Annotated in this window: 22 protein-coding genes; 14 read left to right on the top strand and 8 right to left on the bottom strand. The window is 53.4% G+C overall.

Annotated elements, in window-relative coordinates:
- The first annotated feature begins 70 nt into the window (after nucleotides 1-70).
- Nucleotides 71-1,045, top strand: a complete 975-nt coding sequence (locus ACU6TU_RS11680) for a malate dehydrogenase (protein ID WP_447141578.1) — start codon at nucleotides 71-73, stop codon at nucleotides 1,043-1,045.
- Between the two features lie 134 nt (nucleotides 1,046-1,179).
- Here the strand turns inward: ACU6TU_RS11680 and ACU6TU_RS11675 are convergent, their stop codons facing one another.
- Nucleotides 1,180-1,836 (bottom strand): histidinol-phosphatase, encoded by a 657-nt coding sequence (locus ACU6TU_RS11675; RefSeq protein WP_447141577.1) that lies wholly within the window; start codon nucleotides 1,834-1,836, stop codon nucleotides 1,180-1,182.
- A 174-nt stretch (nucleotides 1,837-2,010) separates the two neighbouring features.
- Between ACU6TU_RS11675 and ACU6TU_RS11670 the strand changes: the two genes are divergently transcribed.
- Together ACU6TU_RS11670 and ptsP are read left to right on the top strand one after the other, a co-directional pair.
- On the top strand, nucleotides 2,011-2,553 hold the full coding sequence (locus ACU6TU_RS11670) for an RNA pyrophosphohydrolase (RefSeq protein WP_447141576.1): 543 nt from the start codon (nucleotides 2,011-2,013) through the stop codon (nucleotides 2,551-2,553).
- A 42-nt stretch (nucleotides 2,554-2,595) separates the two neighbouring features.
- Nucleotides 2,596-4,857, top strand: coding sequence for a phosphoenolpyruvate--protein phosphotransferase (gene ptsP / locus ACU6TU_RS11665; protein WP_447144240.1), 2,262 nt, complete (start codon nucleotides 2,596-2,598; stop codon nucleotides 4,855-4,857).
- Nucleotides 4,858-4,888: 31 nt separating this feature from the next.
- Here ptsP and ACU6TU_RS11660 read toward each other — a convergent pair whose 3' ends face one another.
- The gene (locus ACU6TU_RS11660; RefSeq protein WP_447141575.1) at nucleotides 4,889-5,677 is read right to left on the bottom strand and encodes an NRDE family protein; all 789 of its coding nucleotides are present in this window, start codon (nucleotides 5,675-5,677) and stop codon (nucleotides 4,889-4,891) included.
- Nucleotides 5,678-5,885: 208 nt separating this feature from the next.
- On the opposite strand from ACU6TU_RS11660, the gene ACU6TU_RS11655 reads away from it, so the two are divergent.
- The 8 genes from ACU6TU_RS11655 (at nucleotide 5,886) to ACU6TU_RS11620 (ending at nucleotide 13,475) form a co-directional block, all read left to right on the top strand.
- The gene (locus ACU6TU_RS11655) at nucleotides 5,886-7,109 is read left to right on the top strand and encodes a response regulator (protein ID WP_447141574.1); all 1,224 of its coding nucleotides are present in this window, start codon (nucleotides 5,886-5,888) and stop codon (nucleotides 7,107-7,109) included.
- A complete protein-coding gene (locus ACU6TU_RS11650) occupies nucleotides 7,106-7,903 on the top strand; it encodes a sulfite exporter TauE/SafE family protein (RefSeq protein ID WP_447141573.1) in 798 nt (265 codons plus the stop codon). Before ACU6TU_RS11655 ends, ACU6TU_RS11650 begins: the two co-directional genes overlap by 4 nt.
- A gap of 17 nt (nucleotides 7,904-7,920) precedes the next feature.
- On the top strand, nucleotides 7,921-8,709 hold the full coding sequence (lgt, locus tag ACU6TU_RS11645) for a prolipoprotein diacylglyceryl transferase (protein ID WP_447141572.1): 789 nt from the start codon (nucleotides 7,921-7,923) through the stop codon (nucleotides 8,707-8,709).
- Between the two features lie 69 nt (nucleotides 8,710-8,778).
- A complete protein-coding gene (locus tag ACU6TU_RS11640; protein WP_447141571.1) occupies nucleotides 8,779-9,609 on the top strand; it encodes a thymidylate synthase in 831 nt (276 codons plus the stop codon).
- Nucleotides 9,606-10,169, top strand: coding sequence for a dihydrofolate reductase (locus tag ACU6TU_RS11635; RefSeq protein WP_447141570.1), 564 nt, complete (start codon nucleotides 9,606-9,608; stop codon nucleotides 10,167-10,169). The genes ACU6TU_RS11640 and ACU6TU_RS11635 overlap by 4 nt, the downstream gene beginning before the upstream one ends.
- A gap of 33 nt (nucleotides 10,170-10,202) precedes the next feature.
- Nucleotides 10,203-10,958: a ProQ/FINO family protein gene (locus ACU6TU_RS11630; RefSeq protein ID WP_447141569.1), complete on the top strand. Its 756-nt coding sequence runs from the start codon at nucleotides 10,203-10,205 to the stop codon at nucleotides 10,956-10,958.
- Nucleotides 10,959-11,199: 241 nt separating this feature from the next.
- On the top strand, nucleotides 11,200-12,288 hold the full coding sequence (locus tag ACU6TU_RS11625; RefSeq protein ID WP_447141568.1) for a porin: 1,089 nt from the start codon (nucleotides 11,200-11,202) through the stop codon (nucleotides 12,286-12,288).
- Nucleotides 12,289-12,413: 125 nt separating this feature from the next.
- The gene (locus ACU6TU_RS11620; protein ID WP_447141567.1) at nucleotides 12,414-13,475 is read left to right on the top strand and encodes a patatin-like phospholipase family protein; all 1,062 of its coding nucleotides are present in this window, start codon (nucleotides 12,414-12,416) and stop codon (nucleotides 13,473-13,475) included.
- A 3-nt stretch (nucleotides 13,476-13,478) separates the two neighbouring features.
- Here the strand turns inward: ACU6TU_RS11620 and ACU6TU_RS11615 are convergent, their stop codons facing one another.
- Nucleotides 13,479-14,723: a capsule biosynthesis protein gene (locus tag ACU6TU_RS11615; protein ID WP_447141566.1), complete on the bottom strand. Its 1,245-nt coding sequence runs from the start codon at nucleotides 14,721-14,723 to the stop codon at nucleotides 13,479-13,481.
- A 1-nt stretch (nucleotide 14,724) separates the two neighbouring features.
- Nucleotides 14,725-16,773: a capsular polysaccharide biosynthesis protein gene (locus ACU6TU_RS11610; RefSeq protein WP_447141565.1), complete on the bottom strand. Its 2,049-nt coding sequence runs from the start codon at nucleotides 16,771-16,773 to the stop codon at nucleotides 14,725-14,727.
- A 227-nt stretch (nucleotides 16,774-17,000) separates the two neighbouring features.
- Between ACU6TU_RS11610 and chrA the strand changes: the two genes are divergently transcribed.
- Complete coding sequence (gene chrA, locus ACU6TU_RS11605) at nucleotides 17,001-18,182, top strand: chromate efflux transporter (protein WP_447141564.1); 1,182 nt, start codon at nucleotides 17,001-17,003, stop codon at nucleotides 18,180-18,182.
- Nucleotides 18,183-18,199: 17 nt separating this feature from the next.
- On the opposite strand, the gene ACU6TU_RS11600 is transcribed toward chrA, so the two are convergent.
- Complete coding sequence (locus tag ACU6TU_RS11600; RefSeq protein ID WP_447141563.1) at nucleotides 18,200-18,481, bottom strand: XRE family transcriptional regulator; 282 nt, start codon at nucleotides 18,479-18,481, stop codon at nucleotides 18,200-18,202.
- Nucleotides 18,482-18,641: 160 nt separating this feature from the next.
- On the opposite strand from ACU6TU_RS11600, the gene purE reads away from it, so the two are divergent.
- Together purE and ACU6TU_RS11590 are read left to right on the top strand one after the other, a co-directional pair.
- Nucleotides 18,642-19,142, top strand: a complete 501-nt coding sequence (purE, locus tag ACU6TU_RS11595) for a 5-(carboxyamino)imidazole ribonucleotide mutase (protein WP_447141562.1) — start codon at nucleotides 18,642-18,644, stop codon at nucleotides 19,140-19,142.
- 17 nt (nucleotides 19,143-19,159) lie between these two features.
- Nucleotides 19,160-20,275: a 5-(carboxyamino)imidazole ribonucleotide synthase gene (locus tag ACU6TU_RS11590; RefSeq protein ID WP_447141561.1), complete on the top strand. Its 1,116-nt coding sequence runs from the start codon at nucleotides 19,160-19,162 to the stop codon at nucleotides 20,273-20,275.
- Nucleotides 20,276-20,384: 109 nt separating this feature from the next.
- Here the strand turns inward: ACU6TU_RS11590 and ACU6TU_RS11585 are convergent, their stop codons facing one another.
- The 3 genes from ACU6TU_RS11585 to ACU6TU_RS11575 all read right to left on the bottom strand — a co-directional run bounded on the left by ACU6TU_RS11585 (nucleotide 20,385) and on the right by ACU6TU_RS11575 (nucleotide 22,866).
- Nucleotides 20,385-21,149 (bottom strand): transporter substrate-binding domain-containing protein, encoded by a 765-nt coding sequence (locus ACU6TU_RS11585; RefSeq protein ID WP_447141560.1) that lies wholly within the window; start codon nucleotides 21,147-21,149, stop codon nucleotides 20,385-20,387.
- A gap of 284 nt (nucleotides 21,150-21,433) precedes the next feature.
- Nucleotides 21,434-22,162: an ABC transporter permease gene (locus ACU6TU_RS11580; RefSeq protein ID WP_447141559.1), complete on the bottom strand. Its 729-nt coding sequence runs from the start codon at nucleotides 22,160-22,162 to the stop codon at nucleotides 21,434-21,436.
- Nucleotides 22,162-22,866 carry an ABC transporter permease gene (locus ACU6TU_RS11575; protein ID WP_447141558.1) on the bottom strand — a complete coding sequence of 235 codons (705 nt, stop codon included), beginning with the start codon at nucleotides 22,864-22,866 and terminating at the stop codon, nucleotides 22,162-22,164. Before ACU6TU_RS11575 ends, ACU6TU_RS11580 begins: the two co-directional genes overlap by 1 nt.
- Nucleotides 22,867-22,878: the final 12 nt, after the last annotated feature.

Here is a 22,878-nt window from a genome sequence, read left to right as displayed (position 1 = left end):
TTGCGTCTTGAGTTCTGTCGATTCACTCTCAGGCGAGAACCCACACTAGGCGAACCATCAAGGAGCAATGATGAAAGATCCCGTACGTATTGCGATAACCGGCGGTGCCGGCCAGATCAGTTACTCTCTTATTTTCCGCATCGCCGCTGGCGATATGCTGGGGCCGGATCAACCTGTCATTCTCCAGCTTCTCGAAATTCCCCAAGCCATGGATGCCTTGAATGGCGTTGTCATGGAAGTCAATGACTGTGCTTTTCCGCTGGTACAGGACATTGTGGCAACAGATGATCCAAACGTTGCCTTTAAAGATACCGATTTCGCCCTGCTGGTAGGTGCCCGTCCGCGTGGCCCGGGTATGGAGCGTAAAGATCTGCTGGAAGCCAACGCTGCCATCTTCTCTGTACAGGGTAAGGCGCTGAACGACCACGCCAGCCGTGACGTGAAAGTGCTGGTCGTTGGTAATCCTGCCAACACCAACGCCTTGATTGCTTCCTGCAATGCGCCTGATCTGGATGCCGGTCAGTTTACCGCAATGACGCGTCTGGACCATAACCGTGCGCTGACCCAGCTGGCTCAGAAAACCGGCAAGCATGTGACCGACGTTGAGAACATGATTATCTGGGGCAACCACAGTGCTACCCAGTATCCTGATCTGGCACAGTGCAAAGTCGACGGTAAAGCCGCGTTTGATCTGGTGGAACGCGACTGGTACGAAAACGACTTTATCCCGACGGTACAGCAGCGTGGCGCGGCGATCATCAAAGCACGCGGTGCGTCTTCAGCAGCGTCTGCGGCGTCTTCAGCTATCGACCATATGCGTGATTGGGCGCTGGGTAGCGATGGCATCGTCAGCATGGCGATTCCGTCTGACGGTAGTTACGGCATCGAAGCTGGCATCATCTATTCCTACCCGGTCCGTTGCCAGGGTGGAAAGTACGAAATCGTTCAAGGTTTCGAACTGGATGCTTTCAGCAAAGAAAAAATGCAAGCGACCGAAAAAGAACTGCGTGATGAGCGTGCGGCGGTTGAGCACCTGCTCGGCTAAGCATGTTTTATTGAGCGCCTGAAAAAAGCGCTCGGTTAACGCAGAACCCCGCAAGCATGCTTGCGGGGTTTTTCAATCTGGTCACTTACGACTCACGACTCACGACTCACGACTTACGACTCACCACTCACCACTCAATCCCGCAGGCTCATAACCCGCCATTGGCGTTCTTCGGCCACCTGGCGCAGGGTGTTGTCGGGGTCTACCGCGACAGGGTGGTCCACCTGTTCAAGCAAGGGTAAATCGTTGTGGGAGTCACTGTAGAACCATGCGCCATCCAGTGTCAGGTCCTGTTGCTCCAGCCATTGCTCAAGGCGAGTGACCTTGCCTTCGCGAAAACTGGGCACACCTGTCACCTTGCCAGTGTAGTGGCCATCAATGATTTCAGGTTCGACGGCGATCAGGTGATCAATGCCCAGGCGCTCGGCAATTGGGCCGGTGATAAAGCGGTTGGTCGCCGTAATGATCAGCAGCGTATCGCCTTTGGTGCGGTGACGTGCTACCAGTTCTTCTGCCTTGGATAATATGTGCGGCTCAATTTTGCTGGCCATAAACTGCTGATGCCAGGCAGCTAACTGTTCAGGGCTGTGTTCGGCCAGAGGTTTCAGGGCAACTTCAAGGAAAGCCGCAATATCCAGTGTGCCTGCATTGTAATCCGCCATGAAGCGCTCATTGGCTTCCCGGTAGGCAACGGGGTCAACGGCTCCCTGTTCGAGCAGAAACTCACCCCAGGCATGATCGCTGTCGATGGATATCAGCGTATTATCCAGATCGAAAATGGCCAGACTCACGGCGTTCCCCTTAATGGTATCTTGGTCGTCAATATGATGACTAATGGTGGTTGGCAAGGCGGAAAATTATCGCAGAGTCGCACTGGTTTCACCACTTAGCGTTATATTGTATTGATACGCTTGTCTTCCTTGTGGAAAAATGGGGGCAACTAAAAATTTATTAAGGTGACGTCCGTGATCGACGCAGACGGCTTTCGCCCTAACGTTGGCATTATTATTGCTAATGCTCAGGGGCAACTGCTTTGGGCGCGTCGTGTAGGGCAGAATGCGTGGCAATTCCCTCAGGGAGGCATTAAGACAAGTGAAACGCCGCATCAGGCACTCTTTCGTGAGCTGCATGAAGAAATCGGTCTAACCGCTGATGACGTTGATATTGTCGCTTGCACACGAGGGTGGCTGCGCTACCGCCTACCACGTCGCATGATTCGAACCCATGCCCGGCCGGTATGTATCGGCCAGAAACAGAAATGGTTTTTATTGCAGATTCGATGTCAGGAAAGTCAGATCTGCATGACCTCAACCCCCAAGCCTGAATTTGACGGCTGGCGTTGGGTCAGTTACTGGTACCCGCTTGGGCAGGTTGTGCCTTTCAAGCGAGAGGTGTATCGCCGTGCGCTACGCGAACTTTCACCTCGACTTCAGCGTATTGCCCAGGATGGCGGCGCGTCGCTGATAGAGTCGCCATCCTTCGGTTCCTCACAACCCGGCGAACCCTAATTTTCCTCAGCGAGGCCCATCATAGTGAAAAACAAAATGTCCATGCTTGAGGTACTACGACGCGTTATCCAGGAGGTTAATGGCGCGCGTAATCTGGATGCGGCGCTGGCCACCATGGTGCGCCGGATTCGCAAGGCGATGCAGACAGATGTGTGCTCCTTCTATTTGTACGATCAGGAGCTTGAGTCACTGATACTGATGGAAACCATCGGCCTGCGTACCCAGGCAGTAGGGCGTGTTGTCTTGCCGTTAGGGGAAGGTCTGGTGGGGCTTGTGGCCAAACGCAGCGAGCCGCTCAATCTGGAAGAGGCTCAGCTACACAAGCAATTCCGCTATTTTGAATCAACCGGTGAAGAGCGCTATTCAAGTTTTCTGGGCGTGCCAATTATCCATCAGCGCCAGATGCTGGGTGTGCTGGTCGTGCAGCAGGCAGAAAAACGCCGTTATAACGATGAAGATGAAGCGTTTCTGGTCACCATGGCAGCACAGCTGGCGGGTGTGCTGGCCCATGCCTTGGCGACAGGTAATCTGACCCGTCCTTCATTGGCGGGTAGCCAAGCCACTTTTAAAGGGGTGGCGGCGTCACCCGGTATCGCCATGGGCGAGGCGGTAGTGATAACGCCCCCCGCTGACCTCAATAGCGTGCCTGATCTGGTGCCGCGCGATGTCGATTATGAAGTGGCTCGCCTCAAGGAAGCGGTCAGTAAGACCCGAGATGAGATTCGCGCAGCGGCAGAGCGTCTGGTCAACCGTATTTCGGCTCAGGAATTTGCGCTGTTTGATGTCTATCAACAGATGCTGGGTGAGGCAGCGCTGACCGAAGAAGTCGAAAAGCGCATTCGTGAAGGTCAGTGGGCGCCTGGTGCCCTGGCCGATGTGGTGCGTCGGCATGTGCAGTATCTGGAGCGCGTTGATGATAACTACCTGCGCGAACGTGCCGCCGATATTCGTGATCTGGGGAGGCGAGTGCTTGCCCACCTTCAGGAAGATACGCCTTCCACGCCCGATAACTATCCGGAAAACGCGGTGTTGGTTGGTGATGAAATCAGTGTGGCCATGCTTGGCGAGGTGCCACGTGAGCGATTGAAGGGGCTTGTGTCGGTCCGCGGCTCCAGCACCTCCCACGTGGCGATTATTGCCAGAGCGATGGGTATTCCGACTGTGCTGGGTATGGTGGATCTACCGCTGCCGCGTCTTTCGGGAGCGCCAGTGGTGCTGGATGGGCATCGGGGGCGCTTATTCGTTCGACCCAGCCCAGAGCTCAAAGCCCACTACACGATCCTGATTGAGGAAGAAAAAGCGCTTTCGGCATTGCTTGAGCATGAACAGGATCGTCCCAGCCAGACGCCGGACGGCCATGATGTCCCTTTAATGGTTAATACCGGACTTGCTGTCGATGCGGTGGCGCTGCTGAAAAGTCGTATCAGTGGTGTCGGGCTTTACCGTACAGAAGTGCCCTTTATGATTACGGAACGTTTCCCTGGCGAAAATGAACAGACCCGCCTGTACCGTGACCAGCTGGAAAGTTTTGCGCCGCTACCCGTGGTGATGCGTACCCTTGATATCGGCGGAGATAAGGATTTGCCTTATTTCCCGATTGAAGAGGCCAACCCGTTTCTGGGGTGGCGGGGAATGCGTGTGACCCTGGATCACCCTGAAGTGTTAATGGTCCAGCTGCGGGCGATGTTGAAGGCGTCACAGGGGATGAATAATCTCTATGTGCTGTTTCCGATGATTACCAATGTTGAAGAAGTCGATGAAGCTTTGCGCTTGATGGAACGTGCCATTGAAGAACTGGGCGAAGAAGGCATCGATGTGGAACGGCCTAGCGTAGGGGTGATGATAGAAGTGCCCGCAACGATCTATCAGATGGATGCGCTGGCCAAACGTGTCGACTTTTTCTCGGTAGGCAGTAATGATTTGACCCAATACCTGCTGGCCGTAGACAGAAATAATCCCCGTGTGTCGGATCTTTACGACGCCTTGCATCCCGCCTTGCTGGGTGCGCTGGTGGAGCTGGCACAGGACGCCAAACGGCTGGGTAAACCCATTTCACTATGCGGCGAGTTGGCGGGAGACCCCGCTGGCGCGCTGTTATTAATGGCGATGGGTTTCAATACGCTTTCCATGAATGCGCCGAACCTGCCCAAGGTGCGTGCGGCAATTCGCCGGGTGACATTGGTCGATGCCAAACAGTTGCTTGATGAAATCATGCAGCTGGACACGCCCGCGCTGGTACATACACACCTTGAGGCACGTATGGAAGCATGGGAGCTATCCCACCTGATGCCGCCGAAATCCTGATAACAGCCTGTATGTCGGCAGTGCCGCTGTCTCAGGCACGGGTACTGCCCACTTCAAGAGTTACTTCTCCTGCAGGTGCCGCCATCGGGCCAAAGCTCTGCTCAGTGATTCGGATGCGCCCGTCGCGTTGAAGCGTCAGCCAGGTGGTGGCCCTTGTACCGTAGTTTTCACCGACAATAAAAGCGGCCGACAGCTTTTTCTCAAGTGTCTGATCAATGCCGGTATCTGGCAATGATTCCCACGCTGCTTCATCGCTTTGTTGAATGGCCTCCAGGGAAGCTTCTGGCCAACGCGAAATGGCGCCATTGGCGGAATATCTGGTTTCTTTTAACAGCGCGTCCTTAAGTTTGATTGCTTTCGGCCATGGCGTATCGAGATTGGCATTTGATAACACATGAACGCCTGCACTGACGCGGGTAAGGGATATGTGTTCACGTCCACGATACATATGCCAGAGCGTCTGTGGCGTCGCCACCAATAAGTTAAATCCGGCATAGCCGTTCGCCTCATGGCGCAATGTCTCAAGCCAGCTTTCAATGTTTGGACAGGTCAGTGCCTGACGCACCAGTTCCCCTCGGCTAGGCGCATTGGGCGGTGTTACAAGCCTAGGATCACGAACATTAGTGAGTGCCGCCACCCGGCCCATATGATTGACCGCTAACCAGGAACCACCGGCTTCCAGGTCTTTGCCTCCGGTGATCGGCGCATGGTTCCAGTGATGCAGTGGGCGGGTCGGACGTTCATGAAACTCATCGCGATTGCCGATCAAACGTAAGGGCGTGGGTGTTTGTGGTTGCCAATCAAAGGCAAGAAGACACATCGTTGGTTTCCTGATAGTAAGAGAAGCGGCGGCGTATCGATAATGTGGCTGACAATGGAGTAACGCCAGAGACTGGTTAACCTGCATGACACAGACACATGCGCCGCGTAAACTGGCAGCGTTTTTTCGCGACACGTTGATATTTGGCAATCATGCTGTATCGAGCACATGACTGTAAACAGGCGTGCAGCCAACAGGAAGGCCTGATATGAAGGGGAATCACCACAAGGAGCATTTCTGGCGCATTGTTATATGGCCTATTCTTTGGCCGTGGCTGCTGGCTCAGCTGGCGCTGGTCGTCTTGTGTTTACTGGTAGCAGGCTTGATCTGGGGGGCAACGCCGCCTCAGACATCGTGGATTGCCGTCATGGGAATGATGGCAGCCCTCATGCTGGGAAGCAGTTTGAATGTCGGCGCGTTTATTGTGATGTTACGCGCTCGGGTGAGACGCAGTGAGCAAACCTTTGAACAGACGGTAGGCGAACTTGAACAGCATGTGGCAGCGCTTGGTGCCAAGTGTGAGCGCATGGGGATGGCGGCGGTTGTTAATAACCGATCCTGGAATCAGGCAGATCTGGTGGCCCGTCTTAAAAGTGTTAACTACCAGCTGATTGTGATGCGCCAGGCAGGCTATAAGGCAGTGCCATCGACTGAGCAGACTCAAGTGAACTCTCCCCAGACGCTATTGGATGATCTGGCGCATACCCAGCAGCAGTTAGATCATCTTCAGCAAGGTCGGGATCGGGCAAGAGAAGAGTCGCGTCTGAAATCCGGTTACCTGAACCTGCTCCAGCGGGAAACCCACCTACTGTTCCAGCAGGTCGATCAGTGGTCACCTTCGGGCAGTACGGGTGTCACCAGCCAGGATCTGACCGAACTGAAAGAGCGTCTGGCCGATGTCAGAGCTCTATTGGCCAATCTTGTTGAAGAAGCGCCTGTTCAGGCCGGTGGAAGTGTTCCTGTCTCAGCGAGACGAGCTAAAGTCCTGGTGGTAGATGACGGCCCTGTCAATCTGATGCTGGCAAAGCAGGTAATGGAAAAGCAGGGGTTGGAGGTTACCGCTGTGGATAGTGGCCAAAAAGCTCTTGCTTGCCAGCAGCAGCAACATTTTGATCTGGTGTTTATGGATATTTTTATGCCTGATATGGATGGCCTTGAAACCAGTCGCCGCTGGCGGGCGTTTGAAAAAACGCAACATCATGAAAGCAGTATTCTCGTGGCGCTCACTGCCAATGCCGATAGTGCGGGTCGCAAGCGTTGTCTGCAGGCAGGCATGAATGATCTTCTCGCCAAACCGTACCAGCCCGAAAGCCTTATCAACCGAGTGGCTGCCTGGTTCCCCGATGAGAAATTTCCCGATAAACGTTTTTCCGATGAACGTTTTCCTGATAAACACCTTCCCGATGAACATAACGAGACTTTAATGCCATGACGGTAATGTTGATGTTTCTGGTCTATCTGGCGCTGGGTGCAGCTGCTGGCACCATGGCAGGATTGTTTGGTGTGGGCGGCGGCCTGATCATTGTGCCGGTACTGGCACTGGCCTTCGAATGGCAGGGCATTGCCCCTGAGGTATTGATGCATCTGGCGATTGGTACGTCACTGGCGACAATCGTGGTAACAGGGGCTTCTTCGACCTATGGCCATTTTCGTAAGGGAAGTGTTGATAAACCCTGGTTTATGGCGTTGCTTCCCGGCCTGATGCTGGGTGCCATTGTCGGTGTGTTCGTTGCGGACAATTTATCAGGCACACTATTAGGTACCCTGTTTGGTATTTTTGTGTTGCTGGTAGCGCTCAAAATGGTGATGGGTCTGTCACCTAAGCCAGGAAGTCGAACACCCAGCAAGCTTGCGATGATGATAGCAGGTGGGGTTATCGGCGCTGTTTCTGCCTTGTTTGGCATTGGTGGTGGCACGCTCACGGTACCCTGGTTGTCACGTTGCGGGGCAAAAATGACCCAGGCTGTGGGAACCTCTGCTGCCTGCGGATTGCCTATTGCTCTGTTGGGAGCATTGACCTTTATTGTGGTCGGCTGGGGCAATCCATTATTGCCATCAGCAGCCTCTGGCTATGTGATGTGGCCCGCATTTCTGGGCATCGTCTTAATGAGCGTTCCGTTCGCACGCCTGGGTGTCAGGTTGGCGCATGTCTTGCCTGCGCACATGCTGCGTTACGCCTTTGCCGCCTTGCTGACCGTCGTCGGCTTGCGTTTTATCTTTGCTTGATTGTGTAGAGAATATGAATGATTGCTTACCCGGATATTGACCCTGTTGCGATTGCTGTTGGCCCCCTGCAGGTGCATTGGTATGGCCTGATGTATGTTATCGGGTTTATAGCGTTCTGGTGGCTGGGCGGACGTCGTGCCGCGCGGATTGGCCTTACCCGCGATGATATTGGCGACTTGCTGTTTTACGCTGCCATCGGTGTTGTGCTGGGGGGGCGGTTAGGCTATGCGTTTTTCTATGGCCTTGGGCAGTGGGCAAGCGACCCTTTGTGGGTATTTCGTGTATGGGAAGGCGGTATGAGCTTTCATGGCGGGCTGTTGGGTGTCTTGTTAGCTGCCTGGCTTTATGCGCGCAAAAAGCAGCTGGCCTTTTTTACCCTGACAGACTTTATTGCCCCTTTGGTACCCATTGGCCTGGGCGCTGGACGTATTGGCAACTTTATCAACCATGAGCTGCCGGGCCGAGTGACCAGTTTGCCCTGGGGGATGCCATTTCCCGGTATGGGGTCTGAGCCTCGCCATCCGTCGGCGCTGTATGAAGCCCTGCTGGAAGGTGGCGTTCTGTTTGTGTTGCTGTGGTGGATATCCGCGAAACCGCAAAAACGCGGGCTGGTGTCGGGCGTTTTCCTGATCGGGTACGGTGCCTTCCGTTTTCTTGTCGAGTTCGTGCGTATGCCAGATGCTCACATTGGCTATCTTGCCTTCGGCTGGTTCACGATGGGAATGCTATTGACGCTACCTATGATGGCAATGGGGCTGGTTTTTATTATCTGGTCACGACAGCAGCCCGTTGATACAGCCAGTTGATACATGCTGGCGGCTTGATGTGTGCGTGTATAGAATATGACGCCAAATGCTTTCAAATCGGGAATCTCTGTGACTGCAACAACGTCCAATCCACAAGACGCGCTTGAACAGCCGTACCTTGACTTAATGCGCACTGTGCTGGAACAGGGTGTTGATCGAGGGGATCGCACGGGGGTGGGTACGCGCTCGGTATTTGGCCATCAGATGCGCTTTGATTTATCCCGCGGTTTCCCGCTGTTAACGACCAAAAAGCTACATCTGCGTTCTATTATTCATGAACTGCTATGGTTTTTGAAAGGGGATACCAATATTGGGTATCTTCAGGAAAATGGCGTGCGAATCTGGGATGAATGGGCCGATGAAAACGGTAACCTGGGGCCTGTTTATGGTTATCAGTGGCGCAGCTGGCCTCGTCCTGAGGGCGGAAGTGTTGACCAGATCCAGCAGCTGATTGAACAGATAAAGACCAACCCGATGTCACGTCGGTTGATTGTCTCTGCCTGGAATCCGGCGCAGGTTGATGAAATGCAGCTGCCTCCCTGTCATTGCCTGTTTCAGTTTTATGTGGCACAGGGGCGCCTTTCCTGTCAGCTTTATCAGCGTAGTGCGGATATCTTTCTGGGCGTGCCGTTTAACATCGCAAGCTACGCATTGCTGCTTGGTATGGTGGCGCAGGTCACGGGGCTGAAGCCGGGAGAGTTTGTTCATACCCTGGGGGATGCGCATCTTTACAGTAACCATTTTGAACAGGCGCAGGAACAGCTGACGCGCACGCCCTATGATCCACCTAACCTGCTGCTTAATCGTCAGGTTGATGATCTGTTTGCGTTTACCTTTGATGATATCGCGATAGAAAATTACACCGCCCATCCCCACATCAAAGCAAAGGTAGCCGTATGACCACCCGGACATCGTCTTCTAATACCTTATCTTCTACTACTTTTGAACCGCTGGTGCCGATTGCCATGATTGCTGCCATGGCGAAAAACCGCGTGATTGGTGTGGAAGGAAAACTGCCCTGGTATCTGCCGGAAGACCTTAAGTTTTTCAAACGCATGACCCAGGCAAAACCTTTGGTCATGGGGCGTAAAACCTTTGCCTCCATCGGCAGACCATTGCCTAATCGTTTGAATATTGTGGTCACACGGGATGTTAACTGGTCCCATGAAGGCGTAAAAGTGTGTCATTCTCTTGAGGATGCACTGATGTTGGCCGACCAGCAGGCGACCATCGAAGCGGCTGAGGAAATCATGGTGATGGGCGGTGGTGAGATTTATGCTCAGGCAATGCCTTACGCGCAGCGTTTATATATTACTGAGGTTAATGTTGACGTGACGGGAGATGCAAGCTTTCCTGCTGTAGAGGAAGAGCAGTGGCAGGAAGTGCAGCGGGTAGCGGGGGTTCCGCAAGCGGAGCAGCCAGACTATGATTTTGTTGTCTATGCGCGTCGACAGGCGTGAAAGGCCAAGGAGACCGTGATGCCGGTCAACGTGATGCAGTTACTGGATGACCTGGAAGCCAAGATAGAGCGTGCGCAGCGGTTGATTAACGTGCTGGAAGCACAAAACCGTCAGTTGACTCAGCAGCTTGCTGACAATACTCAACCTTTATCTCATCCGTCGGAGCGCCCGTTGGACGTAGAGGCGCCCGTTTTTAAAAAAACTGCTGAAAAAACTGCTGAAAAAACTGATGACGCTTGTCAGGTGGAGGCACCTGCAAAGCCGCCAACGCCTCATGAGTTATTGAATCAATGGTATGAGCGCTATCCACACGCCTTTTTTAAAGGGCATACAAAACCGCTCAAGGTCGGCATTCATCAGGACCTTGCTGATCGGGAGCCGTGGTCAAACAAATTGATTCGTCGAGCGCTGGCCAATTATGTCAATTTGCCTCGTTACGTCAAAGCCATGCGCGAGGGCGCGGAACGTATCGACCTTGAGGGTAATGTGGCGGGTGTCGTTGACCCCCAGGCAGCAGAATTTGCCGCGAATAAACGCAAGCCAAAAGATTCTCCTGATGCAAACAGTGCGCGGGATAAAAAGAAACAATCCGAAAAGATGCCATCCCGTCAGCAGGCGGTCAGACAAAAAACCTCCGCTGCTAAAAGCGCGTCGGGCAGGAAAGTGGTTCAGCAACCAAAAGCCCATAACCCCCATGTGACCCGGCCACCAGAGGCAGCCAATCAGGATTCGACACTGAGTCTGGAAGAAAAACTGGCAAACCTGCAGGCCAAATTTAAGGCGCATTGAGACAGGTTGGGTTCCGTGAGGTTCCAAAAAAAAGCGGGAATAATTAAAGAACAGTGTTTTTTTCTATTGCGTTCCTTCAAATCCCGGTATAAGGTTCTACCTGCGAGCATTGGAACATAACAAGGAGGGTGGAAATCTGTTACGGCTGTAAAGCCACTTAAAAAAACAGACCCACCCACCAATACAGGCAAAATAGCCTGATTAAACGATCGAAACAGTAAGCTAGTTAAGGAACCTACTCATGAAAAAGACACTTTTAGCGACTGCAGTTGTTAGCGCATTGGCTGCCATCGGCGCTACCTCCAGCGTCCAAGCGGCTACCGTTTACGACCAGGACGGCACCAAACTCGACGTCTATGGCCGTATTGCCATGGGCATTCGTGGTGGCGGCTCTGAAGCCGGCCCGAATGACACCAAAGTAGATAACGGCCCAGAATTCGTTGACGTCTACTCGCGTCTTGGCTTCCGCATGAGCCAGCAGATCAACAACGATCTGTCTACCTTTGGTCGTCTGGAATGGCGCTTTACTGGCGATGAGCGCAACACCAGCAGCGGCTTCAACGAAATCCGTCAGAGCTACCTCGGTCTGAAGAGCAACCAGCTCGGTACCGTTCAAGCGGGTAACTTCGACAGCTTCTATAACCAGTTCGTTTCTCTGCCGTTCGATGTTTACATTGATCGCGGTTTAGAGTTCTCTGGTCATCCGACGCAGTCGCGTGGCGACTCCATCGGTTACTACACACCTAACCTTGAAGGCTTCACTGTCTTCCTGCAGGCCAAGCACTACAGCGTACGTGATCTCAACGAATTTGATACGCAAACAGGTCAGCGTCGTGAGGAAGGTAACGTAGTTGCTGCACAAGGTGGTGTTCAGTACGAACAGGGCCCGATCACTGTCGGTCTGGGCTTCGTTGATGACGTCATTCGTGGCGGCGGCAACGGCGAAATCAAGGGTGGTGTGATCGGTTCCTACGCGGTTAGCGATCAGGTTTCTGTTCGTCTTGGCTACGAAGGCCGTGAACACAGCGATACTATGGGTGGCGGTTATGATACTGTCGGCCTGGGTGCTTCTTACGCAACGGGTCCTTGGGCGTTCAATGCTGACGTCTATGACGTTGCTCCGGATGGCGACGCGGACAGCCGTACTGCCTGGGCACTGGGTAGCTACTATAAAGTTGCCAGCAGCTTTGACGTCTTCCTGGAACTGCATCAGGCTGATCAGCAGTCCATCAGCGTCAGTGCAAGCCTTGACGGCCTGGATTCCAGCCTGGAAACTGAAACTGCCAGCGATGACGTTTACTGGCTGACAGGTGCTCGCTACCACTTCTAAGCCTTTGGCTTGAATAGTAGTACTTGCGCTTTGTAAGCATCACACAGTATGTGTGAACAAAACCGGCTCCCATGGGAGCCGGTTTTTTGCATTAATGGAAATAATACAGGGGTAGGAGGCATATCATGGCCAAGGCAGACTGCAAGCATATTGATCTCGCTCTGCAGGGAGGCGGCTCACATGGCGCGCTAACCTGGGGAGTGCTTGACCGGTTGCTGGAAAATGAGCGCCTTAAAATTGTGGGGGTTAGCGGCACCAGTGCAGGTGCCATGAATTCGGTGGTGTTGGCCGATGGCTTGCATCGTGGGGGGCGTGAGGGCGCGCGCGAAGCGCTGCATGATTTCTGGCGAGGGGTCAGCGATGCGGCTCGGTTCTCACCGATCCAGCCGGGATTCTGGGACTTGCTGATGGGTAATAACAGCCTGGATAACTCGCCTACCTATCTGATGTTTGAGAGCCTTAGTCAGCTGGTTGCGCCGGAAAAACTCAACCCATTAGGTATCAACCCGCTGCGCGACCTTGTATGCAAGCTGGTGGATTTCGAACGGGTCAATGCCTGTCTAAGCGCCAAGGTGTACGTCACAGCGACCAATGTCAGAACGGGGCGAGCAAAGGTGTTCAGCCAACCTGACATTAGCGTGGATACCGTGATGGCGTCGGCCTGTCTACCGTATATGTTTCCGGCGGTGGAAATCGATGGTGAGGCGTATTGGGATGGCGGTTACAGCGGAAATCCGGCGTTATTTCCATTAGTGGACGATCAGGATTGCCAGGATTTAGTGGTGGTGCAGGTGAATCCGTTCGAGCGCCAGAAAAAGCCGGAAAGCGCCCGCGATATCACCAATCGCATCAATGAAATCACCTTTAATACCAGTCTGGTAAAAGAGCTGCGCAGTATTCAGCTGCTGCAACAGTTGATTGATGGTGAAGGTCTCGAAGTAGAGCGTTATCGCTCAATGCGGATACACCTGATTCATGCCGAACAGGAAGTGGAAAAGCTCAGCGCGTCCAGCAAGATGAACGCCCAGTGGCATTTTGTTTCAAGCCTTTTTCATCAGGGGCGCAATTGGGCAGATCAATGGCTCGAGGCGAATTTCGACGCTCTGGGTGAACGCTCTACGTTTGATCTTGATGCCGTGTTCAGTGATACCTTTCGACCTGTTGGGAGTAAAGGTAACCAGAAATAATGATCAGGGTAAAAGCGCTTCCAGAGGTGATGGGCAGGCTTCCAGGTTTCTTGCCGCATTATTGACCGCAATATCGATACCTGGCTGACAGTAGAACCCGCCGTTGATCTGTGTCGCGTGCATGACGGTGCGATAAAAGTAGTTGAACAGTTGCGGGTTGGGCGGCATGGGAGCCTGCCAGAAATCCGCTAGCGTGCCCTGGTGAGTCAAGCCGGGCAGTTGATAGATCGGGTCGCTAAGGGCGTATGTTGGGCAGCCTTTCTCTAACGACACAATACCGACAGTGCTGTTGACCGTGACCGTGCCCGCCGCCTGTTTAACCAACGGATTCAGGTCGCCAGATTCGAGATAAACGATACGCTTCTCCAGCCCGAAGCGACGACTCAGCTCTGAGATGAGAGCAGGGTAATTGACCAGCCCCATATCTAATGGATGGTTTTTGATACACAGCAGGGCGTCGGAGGCAGCCGTCGTGGCAAAGGATGCCATGACATGCTCAATGACCTCCTGCATGTTATTAAATGGCGAATGGTCACGAATCTGGGCATCGGTATTAAGCTGAAGCGGCAGCATGAAAAAACGCTTTCCAGATGCCAGTAGCGTCTTTATCCGCTTGGCATCACGACGCTTCCATAGCAGCTTGAGCTGACTGAAGCGTTTGGCATAGCCAAGATACTCAGTGGGGGCGGTAATGGGTGAATGGTTACGGTAATGGGGAGCGACCAGCGGATTGCCAAGCCCTGCTGCGTGATAACACATATCATGCAACGCACGGATCTTGAAAGACGAGCGGAAATAGACCGGCTTTTCTGGACCAGGCAGGGCTTTTCCGGTTTCATAAAACCAGTTGGGGTCTTTGGGGAGTAATGAGTGTCCGTTGACGCCTTCGCGTTCCAGCGTAATCCAGAACGGGCGAAAGTAACCTTCTTCAAAAACATGGCTACGCACGCCAGCCGCTGGCGCATTATCCACTGCAGGGCGATGGATAGGCCGACGGTCACCGAATAATATCTGGTCAGTTATATCGTAATGTTGCCACAGGTCTTTAACATAGTCGCCCAATTCATCAGGTTTGCCGCGAAACAGATGACTTTCGCTATGGGTCTGCTGCCAATAAAGTATATCACCCGCATTGAAGTTGACCTTGACGACGCGATGACCGTCGTCGGCCAGACGCCGCGCGAGGCGCGGATAAAACGGTGAACAGACACCTTGTAAAAAAAGAAAGGCACGCTTTTGCTGCTTCAACTTAGTGTCTTCCTATCAGTAGGTTGCGGTAATGGCGGTAGAGTCTCTGTTTCCACGTCAGGGGGGTTACATGCGAACGGGCCTGTTCCAGTAGTGTGATGACACTTTCTATATTGCATAGCTGGTGTGTTGCCGGGTCGGCGTAGCCAGGATACACAATCAGAGTGCCGGCCAATAACGCCTCCAGTGATAACCGGCGTTGCCGACGTGAACATGATAACGCATCTCTGGTTAACCCCCATCCTGCGTAGAAGGGTAAACCGTAGGTGTGCACGTCTTTGCCACGCAGCAGCGCTTCAAAACCGGTCAGTGAACTCATGGTATGCACCGCATCGACGCGTTCCAGCAAGGCCGTGATGTCGCAGTGGCTAACATCGATATCATACTGTGGGCATGCTTCTGCGGGCAGTTGGCCTAACCTTGCACCAGTGAGCACATCCGGGTGAGCTTTATAGGCAATGATGGCATCAGGCTCGGCCTGGCGCACGGCGGCCAGCAGCGCCGCGTTGGTCTGTATCTGCGGAGAGCCACAGGCAATCGAAGCATCGCTTTCGACCTGCCCGGGCACCAGCACAATCCGTCGGTTCTCAGGAAAGGCGAGTGCCTGATCACCCTTAATGTTGTATTTCGAAAGTTTTAATGCCACAAGTCGCTGGCGAAGCTGGCGCGCGCGCTGGCAAAGATGTGCATCAAAGGTGTAATGATTAAGAATGTTCTCGAGATCACTGGGCTGGCGCGCATCGTAGTAGATGCCACTGTGATCTATGACCAGCGAGAGAGGCTGGGTGAGATCAACCCCAAGTCCTACTGAGCGCACGAAGCCATCTTCCATCTTCCAGAAGTGGGACGTTTCCGCCTGTTGCTCGATGGAAGCCGTTTTCAGGCGGCTAGCCCATACCAGTATCCGTGCATGCGTATCAGCGTCGCCTACGGAAGTTGAAGAGGTATCAGGAAGCGCTTTCTGATAGGTAATGCTTGCCTGATCACCCAGGAAATCCTTGATAAAACGTTTTTTCCACCCGGAAAAGCCACAGGCTAGCCATTGCCCCCGGTAGCGCTCCTGCTGACGACGTTGATCAGCAATCAGATCGATAGAGGCTTCCAGCGTGGACGCTTCAAGGGTATACGGGTTGGCGTAGCGGGTGTAGCGCAGGTAAGCTGCCGCAAAGACCTCGTTCAGACGGCGTTTGCGTTGTCGGCGTGGACAGGGAGTCGCGTCATGGGTTAATCCCCAGCCAGCATAAAAGGGCTGGCCAAAGCAGTGCACCTGCTTACCCGCCAATAAGGCTTCGAAGCCAAGCTGACTGGTGACGACGTAAACATGTTCGACGCAGTCAAATAAGGCCCAGGGGTTGATGTCATCACCGATAACCCGGCACCGGGGATGATCGAAAGCCGAGTCAAAATGACCGGTTTTTTTCCCCGCAATGACATCAGGGTGAACCTTGATAAGCAGCTCGGCTTGCGGATGCTGCGCCAGCGCGGTATCCAGCATTAGCTGAAAGCTGGCCGCGCTGGCCTGGCCATAGGCAATCGATGCGTCGCCAGCCGTTTGGTCAACAATCAGAATGTTGTCTTGTCTAGGCAGGTCAAGCGAGTGGTCAGGGGCATGGTTATATTTTGACAGCCGGTAATGAGCCAGTCGTCGAATGCATTCGTCAGACCGTTCCAGCTCCCGGTGGGTGAACTCAGCGTGGTTAAGCAGCTCTTCAAGGTCGGACGGACGCGATGCATCGTAATAAATGCCGCATTTGTCTACGACCATGCTCAATGGCTGGTAACCTTGAGCCCCAAGCCCCAGCGAACGTAAAAAACCGTCTTCGAGAGCCAGATACGGTAGCTGATGCCGTTGGGCGTATTGTCGGGCGCGTTGACTGGTAGGCTTGAGCCCCCAGCCAATCACCACATCAGGCTTGGGTGTTAATGGCAGAATTTTCCTGAAATGTGCCACTTCAGGCAAGAAAGCGGAAAGTGCCGCAATATTCCTGATGCCTTGTGACGTATAGCCTGCCGTAACATTTTCCATGGAAGCCTGAAGAGAAGGTGTCATTGAAACTGGCTGTGGAACATACGTGAAAAGCAAAAACGACGCAATTCAAGCACAGCCCTATGATGTCATTTTAACGTAAGAAAGAGTCAGTAAATTTAGCCTATTTTGCATAAGTTAACTAACAGCGTTATTCAACAATCGTTTTTTTCACCAATTGTTTTTTTTCAACAACAGTTTTCAAGAACAGCTTTCAAGAACAGCTTTGTTCAACAACAGGTTTATCATCGATGGGTATTGAGACCTCGCCAAAGCGTGACGTGTTCTACGCATTTCTGTTACTGGGGCTGACATCGTTTGGCGGGCCAGTGGCGCATTTGGGATTTTTCCGCGATGAGTTTGTATTGCGTCGGCAGTGGCTGAGTGAGCAAGCCTATGCCGACCTGGTGGCGCTTTGTCAGTTCTTGCCAGGGCCGGCAAGCAGTCAGGTAGGGTTTGCGCTGGGGTTATTGCGCGCAGGCCCGTGCGGGGCGGCGTTGGCATGGTTGGCATTTACCTTGCCCTCGGCAATTTTGCTGCTGCTGTTTGCATTAGGGGCTGGATTAATGGAGGGCCCGATTGCTGATGGCCTGTTGACGGGGTTGAAAATTACGGCGGTGGCGATTGTCGCTCACGCTGTGTGGGGGATGGCCAGTCACCTGTGTCCGGATAAAAGGCGCGCAGGCATCGCGCTGGCCAGTGTGTTTGTGGTGCTGCTGCTAAACGGCCCTTTAGGGCAGGTGAGTGCAATTTTGCTAGGTAGCGTGGCGGGCTGGATACTCTGCCGGGATTCGTCGGTGGCGCTTAGTGAGCCGTTGCATTTTGCATTGTCACGTCGAGTCGGGGTTATCGCATTAGGGCTGTTTACTGCCTTATTGGTCGGGTTACCACTGCTGGCCGGTTATGCTCCCTGGCTTGACGTGATGTCAGGCTTTTATCGCGCAGGGGCGCTAGTGTTTGGTGGCGGTCACGTGGTGTTACCGCTGCTGGAGGCGGAAGTGTTGCAGTCAGGTTGGGTGAGTGCCAACGAATTTTTGACCGGTTACGGGGCTGCCCAGGCGGTTCCAGGGCCTTTATTCACGTTTGCGGCTTACCTGGGTGCACTACTGCCAGGCTTCAACGCTCTGCTGGGAGCCATGCTGGCACTTGTGGCCATTTTCTTACCGGGTTTTCTTTTATTGATCGGCGTGCTGCCGTTCTGGAATGATTTTCGTCAGTGGGCGAGTGCTCAGGCATTGATGCGAGGTGCAAATGCCGCCGTGGTCGGGATTCTGGCCACGGCGCTTTATCATCCTGTGTGGACCAGTGCGATTGTCGGACCTTATGAGTTCGCCCTGGCGCTGACGGGTTTCCTGCTGCTAAGCGTGTGGAAACTGCCCGCTTGGGCTGTGGTGATCGTCATCGCCAGCGGCGGCATCCTAATGGCATTTTAGACGCGGTTCGGGAGGCGTTAGTGCAACGGTGCCTGCTCCTCCAGGGTGCGACGCAACTGGTGCAGGTCGTCTACATTGAGATGTTCAAGTCGACCGGCGAGCAGATCACTGACTTTTTGAACTGGCAGGCCTGCTTGCCGTGCGATATCGCGGCAACCGAACTCGGAAACAGCAATATGGCGAGTAATTATACGCATCAGGCGTGTGCGTTTTTCAAGTTCCCTGACGTCAAGTTCGTCAGGGCCGCTTCGCGGAGGGTCGGAAAGATCCGTTTGCGCAGAAGGGCGTACCGTGCTCATGTGGCTCCAATAATCTGAAATGACCTGCACACAATGACGTGTGATGAAACGGTTTTCAATACTTCATTAGGTGAAATTTCGACGTCGTGACCTATGCGCCGTTTACGTCTCGCTCTGGTAGACTATGCGCTTTCATTTTAAGCGACTCGAGGAGTGAAACATGGCAGCGAAAGGCGCACCCCGCGTTGGGGTAATCATGGGGTCCAAATCAGACTGGCCGGTGATGGAACATGCCGTGCTGATGTTGGAAAAGCTTGGCGTTGATTACGAAACCCGCGTGGTATCCGCTCATCGCACGCCTGACCTGCTGTTCGAGTATGCGAAAGGCGCCGCTGAGCGCGGTCTTCAGGTGATTGTTGCCGGCGCAGGGGGCGCTGCCCATTTGCCGGGCATGGTCGCTTCCCAGACGCCTTTGCCAGTGCTAGGCGTGCCAGTGGAATCGAAATCCCTGAAAGGCCTGGATTCCCTGCTCTCAATTGCTCAGATGCCGGGCGGAATTGCGGTGGGGACCCTGGCGATCGGTAAAGCGGGTGCCACCAATGCGGGGCTTCTTGCCGCACAGATTGTCGGGCTGCAAGACCCTGGCGTCCGCGAAGCCGTCGAGCATTTTCGCGCCGAACAGACTCAGGCCGTGTTGGATAACCCCGACCCTCGTCCGTAAGAAACAGGAGCAACAACATGAATATTGGCATTCTGGGGGCCGGGCAGCTAGGGCAGATGCTGGCGCTAGCCGGTTATCCGTTGGGCAACCGTTTTACGTTTCTGGATACCACCGGCCATCCGAGTGCCGGTATCGGCGACGTTATCATTGACCCTGATAATCAGCATCTTGCGGATTTTCTGGAAAAGGTCGATGTGGTGACGTATGAGTTTGAGCATCTGCCGGTTACGTTGGTGAGGGAAATCGAAAAGCACAAACCGGTTTACCCTGGCAGTCGTGCGATTGAGATATGCCAGAACCGGGTGGAAGAGAAGGCGTTGTTTGATCGTCTGGATATTCCCACGCCGGTCTATCGCGTGGTGGAAAGTGCACAGCAGCTAGAGGAAGCCGCGCGCGAACTGGGATGCCCGGTTGTAGCGAAATCGGTTACCGAAGGGTACGACGGCAAAGGCCAGGCTGTCATCAAGCAGCCGGAACAGGCCGCCAGCGCATGGTCGGATATTGGTCATTCCAAGCTGATTGTTGAGGCTTTCGTGGATTTCGTTCGCGAAGTATCGATGATTGCTGTGCGCGGACAGGACGGCAGCGTCAAATCTTATCCGATGGCTGAAAATCAACATGTCGATGGCATTCTGCGTTATTCGGTAGCGCCATTGCCTGACCTACAGGCTAGCGTGCAGGAGACGGCTGACCGCTACATTCATGCGCTGTTGGATGAACTTGACTATGTGGGTGTGCTGACGCTTGAGCTTTTTCAGACGAGTGACGGCCGCCTTCTGGCCAATGAAATGGCGCCTAGGGTACATAATTCCGGCCATTGGACCATGAACGGTGCGATTACCAGCCAGTTCGAAAACCATTTGCGCGCGATTCAGGGGCTGCCGTTAGGTGAGACCAGCTCCCTGGCCCCCACCTGCATGATCAATGTGATCGGGCGCGAAGCTGACAATATCAGCGTGTTACGTTTGCCGAATGCGCATTTGCATCGCTATGGCAAGGACGAACGGGCAGGGCGCAAGCTTGGGCATATCAATCTTCTCGCTGACACTCACCGCGAGTTGATGGTGAAAACACAAGCCTGCGCATCGCTTTTACCGGACGCGCCAGTGCCGCATATGACATTCGAACATTAACGCTTTTTTTAATCCTGAGTTACCCAGCAGGTGATCATAAAAAAACCTCTCCTGAAATACTGGAGAGGTTTTGAGGTTTTAAACGTCGAGCCTGTCTTGTGCAGCGTTATTATTCGCCGAAGTAACGCGTATGGATTTCTTCGTAGGTGCCGTTTTCCTGAAGCGTGGATAATGCTTCGTTAAACTGCTCAGCCAGTGCTTCATCGCGCTGACGGAAGGCAATGCCGAAGCCTTCTCCGAAGTACTCCTTCGGTTCAGTGATCATTTGACCCACGACCTTGTAGTCGCGGTTGTCGCTTTTCAGCAATGTGGATTGACCCACTGGAAAATCAAGGAAGACGATGTCCAGTCGCTGGGCTTCCATATCCAGCACCATGTCATCGGCAGTCGAGTAGCGGTTGATGTCGGCAACGTCGCCGTACATGTCGGTGACATAGTTATCCTGCAAAGTACCGCGCTGAACGCCAATGGTCATGTCTGCCAGCGTTGTCTCGGTTGTATCGGCAAGTTCGCTGCTGGACGGCGCAAACCAGGCCGAAGGCGGTGTGATATAGGGCTCAGAGAAAAGCACCTGTTCACGACGCTGCTCATTGATGGTCATTGACGACATGATCGCATCATATTTACGCGCCAACAGGCCGGGAATAATGCCGTCCCAACCCTGTACGACCCATTCGCACTGAATGCCGATTTCGGCACACAGCGCATTACCCAGGTCGATATCAAAGCCGGTGAGTTCGCCTTCGGGAGTGCGGTATTCCATTGGCTCGTAAGGAACATCGACGCCGATACGGATCTCTTCGTAATCGCGTGCTTGAGCGCTTATTGCTGCAACGGCAAGTCCAAGCAGAGAAAGCGTTAACATTTTTTTCATTGTGGTTCTCCAATATGAATCAGGATACCTGTTAACCGGAACATCTATTAATCAGGTATCTGGTAATCAGGGTATCTGGTAATCAGGCTAGCTAAAGGTTCTTGTCTAACTTAACCCAGTCAGGCGTTAAAGCAAAAAGACGCATCAACGCTTGAACCAACGTTTGTTTCAAGTCTGTCGTTTCATCCCTGTTGTTTCAGCCCTGTTGTTTCAGCCCTGTTGTTTCAGCCCGGTGACATCCGTTATATGGCCTTTGTTGACAAAGCAGCCCATGAGACGATTTTTCACGACATTGGCTGTAAATGTGCCAGCAATTTTTTCTCTAGGTAGCGGAAAAAGTACAGAATCGCAAAGGTCAGGCATAGATAAATGGCTGCCACAAACAGGAAGGCATCGAAAGGGGCGTAAAAACGCGCATAAACAAAACGAGCCGCTCCGGTTAGATCCATGATGGTCACCACGCTGGCAATGGCGCTGGCATGCAGCATGAAAATGACTTCGTTGCCGTAAGCGGGCAGTGCGCGCCGAAAAGCGCTCGGCAGTACGATCCGTCTGAGCATCAGATTGGTGGACATACCATAAGCGCGTGCCGCTTCAATCTCACCTTTGGAGGTGGATTTGATGGCTCCACGGAAAATTTCTGTCGTATAGGCCGCCGTGTTCAGTGTGAACGCGATCAGGGCAGGCATGAACGGATCTTCAAGAATTACCCACAGCCAGGTGTCCTGAATGCCGTCCACAAATACTACACCGTAGTAGATCAGGTAAAGCTGGATCAGCAAGGGCGTACCGCGAAACACATAGGTGTAGGCAAAAATCGGCCACTTGATCCAGCCCCGTTTAGAACTGCGGCCAATGGCCAGGGGAACGGCCAGCACAAGGCCAATCAGTAATGAGAGAAACACCAGCTGAACGGTAACGGTCAAACCATCGGCGTAATAAGAGAGGGTTTGCAGCGTGAAGATACTGTTGTCGGCCAGCAGCGCTTCTAGCTGATTCATCAGAGCCTCCATTAGTCAGCCTCCCCGTAGCCAATGTCATAGTGTTTTTGAAGGCGCGCGAACATCCATTCGGAGGCGCTGGCAATCAGCAGATAAATCAGTGCCACCGTAATCATGAAGGTGAAAGGTTCTTGCGTTGCCTTTGATGCCTCTGCAGCAATTCTCACCATGTCGGAAAGGCCGATCACAGAAACCAGTGCAGTTGTCTTGAGCAGTACCATCCAGTTATTGGAAAGCCCAGGCAGTGCGTGGCGCATCATCTGTGGAAAACGAATGCGGCGAAATACCAATGCACTGCTCATGCCATAGGCTTTACCGGCTTCGACCTGACCATTATCAACCGCCATAAAAGCGCCGCGGAAGGTTTCGCCCATGTAAGCGCCAAAGATCAGCCCAATCGTGACAACGCCGGCGACAAACTCGTTGATATTGATGAAAATATCAATATCGAACTGATAGTAAAGCCAGTCTGTCACCACGTTGACACCGATCTGTCCGCCAAAGAAAAGCAGCATCATCAGCACAAGATCGGGCACGCCGCGTATAACCGTGGTGTAGACAGTGGCGGTACGGTGCGCTAACCAGCTGCGTGACATTTTTGCTGTGGCGGTGATTAAACCCAGAAAAATGGCCACCAACAGGGAAAGTAATGCCAATGACAAGGTGACACCTGCGCCTTCGAGCAGGCGTGGGCCGTAGTCATGGAGATCAATCATGATAAACCTCGC

It is taken from the genome of Halomonas sp. LS-001, assembly GCF_052983955.1.
The sequence above is the reverse complement of the archived record's forward strand: the minus strand, read 5'-3'. Positions and strand labels throughout refer to the sequence as shown.

Excerpts from the sequence above, each read along its gene's own strand:
- ACU6TU_RS11680 (WP_447141578.1), top strand. The coding sequence starts at position 71 with ATGAAAGATCCCGTACGTATTGCGATAACCGGCGGTGCCGGCCAGATC.
- ptsP (WP_447144240.1), top strand. The coding sequence starts at position 2,596 with ATGCTTGAGGTACTACGACGCGTTATCCAGGAGGTTAATGGCGCGCGT.
- ACU6TU_RS11660 (WP_447141575.1), bottom strand. The coding sequence starts at position 5,677 with ATGTGTCTTCTTGCCTTTGATTGGCAACCACAAACACCCACGCCCTTA.
- ACU6TU_RS11655 (WP_447141574.1), top strand. The coding sequence starts at position 5,886 with ATGAAGGGGAATCACCACAAGGAGCATTTCTGGCGCATTGTTATATGG.
- ACU6TU_RS11650 (WP_447141573.1), top strand. The coding sequence starts at position 7,106 with ATGACGGTAATGTTGATGTTTCTGGTCTATCTGGCGCTGGGTGCAGCT.
- lgt (WP_447141572.1), top strand. The coding sequence starts at position 7,921 with ATGATTGCTTACCCGGATATTGACCCTGTTGCGATTGCTGTTGGCCCC.
- ACU6TU_RS11635 (WP_447141570.1), top strand. The coding sequence starts at position 9,606 with ATGACCACCCGGACATCGTCTTCTAATACCTTATCTTCTACTACTTTT.
- ACU6TU_RS11630 (WP_447141569.1), top strand. The coding sequence starts at position 10,203 with ATGCAGTTACTGGATGACCTGGAAGCCAAGATAGAGCGTGCGCAGCGG.
- ACU6TU_RS11625 (WP_447141568.1), top strand. The coding sequence starts at position 11,200 with ATGAAAAAGACACTTTTAGCGACTGCAGTTGTTAGCGCATTGGCTGCC.
- ACU6TU_RS11620 (WP_447141567.1), top strand. The coding sequence starts at position 12,414 with ATGGCCAAGGCAGACTGCAAGCATATTGATCTCGCTCTGCAGGGAGGC.
- ACU6TU_RS11610 (WP_447141565.1), bottom strand. The coding sequence starts at position 16,773 with ATGACACCTTCTCTTCAGGCTTCCATGGAAAATGTTACGGCAGGCTAT.
- chrA (WP_447141564.1), top strand. The coding sequence starts at position 17,001 with ATGGGTATTGAGACCTCGCCAAAGCGTGACGTGTTCTACGCATTTCTG.
- ACU6TU_RS11600 (WP_447141563.1), bottom strand. The coding sequence starts at position 18,481 with ATGAGCACGGTACGCCCTTCTGCGCAAACGGATCTTTCCGACCCTCCG.
- purE (WP_447141562.1), top strand. The coding sequence starts at position 18,642 with ATGGCAGCGAAAGGCGCACCCCGCGTTGGGGTAATCATGGGGTCCAAA.
- ACU6TU_RS11590 (WP_447141561.1), top strand. The coding sequence starts at position 19,160 with ATGAATATTGGCATTCTGGGGGCCGGGCAGCTAGGGCAGATGCTGGCG.
- ACU6TU_RS11585 (WP_447141560.1), bottom strand. The coding sequence starts at position 21,149 with ATGAAAAAAATGTTAACGCTTTCTCTGCTTGGACTTGCCGTTGCAGCA.
- ACU6TU_RS11580 (WP_447141559.1), bottom strand. The coding sequence starts at position 22,162 with ATGGAGGCTCTGATGAATCAGCTAGAAGCGCTGCTGGCCGACAACAGT.
- ACU6TU_RS11575 (WP_447141558.1), bottom strand. The coding sequence starts at position 22,866 with ATGATTGATCTCCATGACTACGGCCCACGCCTGCTCGAAGGCGCAGGT.